Source organism: Pseudoalteromonas sp. UBA2102 (assembly GCF_002331165.1).
Classification (GTDB): Bacteria; Pseudomonadota; Gammaproteobacteria; order Enterobacterales; family Alteromonadaceae; genus Pseudoalteromonas; species Pseudoalteromonas atlantica.
Genome location: NZ_DCYU01000051.1, coordinates 16,839 through 20,395 on the forward strand (window position 1 = coordinate 16,839; position 3,557 = coordinate 20,395).

The window sequence follows — 3,557 nt, forward strand, 5'->3', positions numbered from 1 at the left end:
TAGGTAAGGGGCGTGAGCAGGACGCGGAAGCTTTACTCGATTTTTACTTATTCTTACAGGGATGTAAGTCATTAGAATAACGCAGGAGCAGTTATCGAGCCTACTAGGTTACAAACCTCGCGCCGCGATTTAATCGCCCCTAGAATGAACAAATTTCAATCCGCAAAGTGCAACACGCCCTAACTTGGTCTTTTTTGTTTTTTCAAAAAAACCGACAACTTACCTTGAATTTGCAGCCATTCGACACAAGATTGCAACTCGAGCGATCTAAACGTCTATAGCGGGCGTAAACTGTCATTTTAGTTGTTAACAACTTAGAATAACTTAGACAGTTTTTATCTTTGCACACAGGTAGTGCCTTCTATATTATGCGCTCCTTTGAAAAATCAATAGTCAGCAGCCCTTAAGGGAATCAACATCATGTTAAAGCAATTATCAGCCAAAAAAGTAGCACTTAGCCTGGCCGTTACCTCTGCGCTTGGCGCGTCTTATTCTCCTGCATTTGCTGTAGAACAAGACACTCAAGCACAAGAAAGTATTGAAGTGATTTCGGTTACCGGTACCCGCAGAAGCCTGCGCAGTATTGCCGAAAGTACCGTACCTGTAGATATTATTACCAGCGGTGATATGCAAAGCACGGGTCAGCTAGAAATTAGCCAAATACTGGCCAACCAAGTACCTAGCTTTAACTACCCAAGCGCCACCATGGGTGATGGTACAGACCACGCTAAACCTGCTGTATTACGTGGTTTAGCACCCGATCACACCCTAGTGCTTATTAATGGCAAACGCCGCCACGCTGGCGCGCTATTAAACTTAGCGGGTGTTGTTGGCCGTGGTTCTACCGCTGTTGACTTAAACATGATCCCAACTTCAGCCATTAAACGCGTAGAAGTACTACGTGATGGCGCAGCAGCGCAGTACGGCTCAGACGCCATTGCCGGTGTAATTAACATTGTACTTAAAGATGCCTCAGAAGGCGGCAGCGTAAGCGTAACCTACGGCGAGTACGACACCCAAATGGCTGGCGTACCTCAGCTAGAGAGCACCTACGCAGATGCCGATGGCAACCTTGCCTTTAATACCGGCGCCGACCGCGAAGTAAACGACGGCGCAAGTCGTACAATTAGCGCAAACTCTGGTTTTGAGCTTTTAGATAACGGCTTTGTAAACGTATCAATTGAGTATCGTGATAACGACTCTACGCAGCGCTCAGGCTTTGACCCGCGCGAGCAATACGACCGCCTAGAAGATGGCAGCCTAGACCCACGCGAATTTACCATCGACCGTTACAACCACCGCTTTGGTAAAGCAGAGCTTGAAGACTACGCACTGTTTTACAACATGGGTTACGACTTTGATAACGGCTATAACCTGTACTCGTTTGGTAGCTACTCAAAACGCGAAGGTAACTCAGGTGGTTTTTACCGCCGTGCAAAAGACAGCCGCAACGTGTTAGAAGTGTACCCAGACGGCTTTTTACCGCAAATTGAAACCGACGTACAAGATTACTCATTTGCTCTAGGCCTGCAAGGCGAAACAGGCGAATGGACCTGGGATGTAAGTACCAACTACGGCCGTAACGACTTTGGTTTCGGCGTTGTAAATAGTATAAATACATCACTTGGTGCCGACAGCCCAACCGAATTTGACAACGGCGCATTGGTTTACGATCAGTTTTTAGTAAACGCTACGGCAAATACAGTGCTAGATTTTGGCTTGCCAGATGACGTATTTTTTACTGTAGGTGCAGAGTACCGCCACGAAAGCTACAAAATTGAGCAAGGCGAAGAAGCCTCTTACATTACCGCTTTAGATAGCGATGGCAATCCAATTGCTGCCGGTGGCGCTCAAGTATTAGCTGGTTTTGGCCCAGAAAGCGTAACCGATGAAAGCCGCCATAACGTAGCTGTATTTGTTGAGTTTGATACTTACCTAACAGAAGACTGGAACCTTGTTTTAGCGGGTCGCTACGAAGATTACACCGACTTTGGCGATACGTTTACATCAAAGCTTGCGTCGCGTTACAGCATTAACGAAAACCTATCATTGCGTGGTGCAATTAGCACAGGTTTCCGTGCTCCATCACTTGCGCAAAGCTCGTACCGCCAAATCTCTACCGTGCTTGAGAACAACCAACCGTTTGAAGTAGGTTTATTCCCTACCGATTCAGCGGCAGCGCAAGCGCTAGGTGCTGAACAATTAGATGCCGAAGAGTCAGTAAACGTAACGGCTGGCTTTATGTACACGCAAGGCAGCTTTAGCCTAACTGTAGATGCCTACCGCATTGATATTGATGACCGTATTGTATTGTCTGAAAACCTAGAGGGCGATGCTGTAGTAGAAATACTGCAAAATGCCGGCGAGCTAAACACAGAAAGCGTACGTTACTTTACTAACGCTATCGACTCGCGCACGCAAGGTGTTGATATTGTTGCTACCTATAACTTAGATTTAAGCGATTTAGGTGACTTACGCTTAAACGTAGCGGCTAACTTTAACGATACCGAAGTAACGCACGTAGACGACAACCCAAGCGAGCTAAACTCACTAGGCGATGACTACGTTGTATTTGCACGCCGCGAAGTAGGCCGCTTTGAAGAAGGCACGCCAGATAGCAAATGGAACCTATCAGCAGTGTGGAACTTTAACGAATGGCAAACCACTCTTCGTGCAACGCGCTACGGTGAAGTGGCTGATATTTCTACCACGGCCGATCGCGATGAGTACATTGACCCTAAATGGATCACCGACCTAGAAGTTGCCTACCGCCCAGACGAATACTGGAAGTTTGCAGTAGGTGCAAACAACTTGTTCGATCAGTACCCGCAAGCAACGGTAGATAACATTGGTTACTCTGACTTTGGCCAAATATTCCCGTACACGCCATATGCACCGTACGGATTAGACGGGCGCTTCCTATACGGTAATATTACTTACAGCTTTTAATAAATAACCTAAATGCAAACACTTAAAAAGGATGCCTTGTGCATCCTTTTTTAATTACTTCTTAGTGTATTTAACCACTTATTAGTAAATCCACCTTTCATAAACGCACCTCATCACAATAAAATCAACAACTTATAGTTGGTCTCGTTTTTGCTCTAATATGCTTATACAAAACATGCATAAATAACAAACACAAAGGACTAAACATGAGTTCATCAACTGTATCTAACATTACAAAACCATTTTCACTTATTGGCGGCATTTTATTATTAAGCGGCTGTGTGTTTCATATATCGCCAAGCGTTGCCTCAGTAAAACAAACTCAGCAGTTATCACTGCCAAGCAATAACCTAGAATACTTAAACGTATTAAGCGGTGCAGGCTCTCTTGAAATTAAAGGCTCGCCCAATGCCACCAGCATAAGTGTAGATGCCACAATTTTTACCGCCGACATTGAAGACGAATACACACTCACCCTTGAGCAAAATGGCAAACAAGCTACCCTAGTTGCAAACAACAATACTGCCAGCGGTATGCGTTTTTACAGCGGCCAATCGCCACACATTGATTTAGTGGTTACCGTGCCAAGTAATTTAATGCTCGATATT

General features: G+C 45.3%; 1 protein-coding gene and 1 pseudogene. Both read left to right on the forward strand.

Annotated features, from left to right (window positions below; genetic code table 11):
- Positions 1-420: 420 nt before the first annotated feature.
- A complete protein-coding gene (locus B2R65_RS06185; protein ID WP_414704497.1) occupies positions 421-2,949 on the forward strand; it encodes a TonB-dependent receptor plug domain-containing protein in 2,529 nt (842 codons plus the stop codon).
- Positions 2,950-3,155: 206 nt separating this feature from the next.
- A pseudogene (locus tag B2R65_RS06190) lies at positions 3,156-3,557 on the forward strand (DUF4097 family beta strand repeat-containing protein); the annotation flags it as partial.

Excerpts from the sequence above, each read along its gene's own strand:
- B2R65_RS06185 (WP_414704497.1), top strand. The coding sequence starts at position 421 with ATGTTAAAGCAATTATCAGCCAAAAAAGTAGCACTTAGCCTGGCCGTT.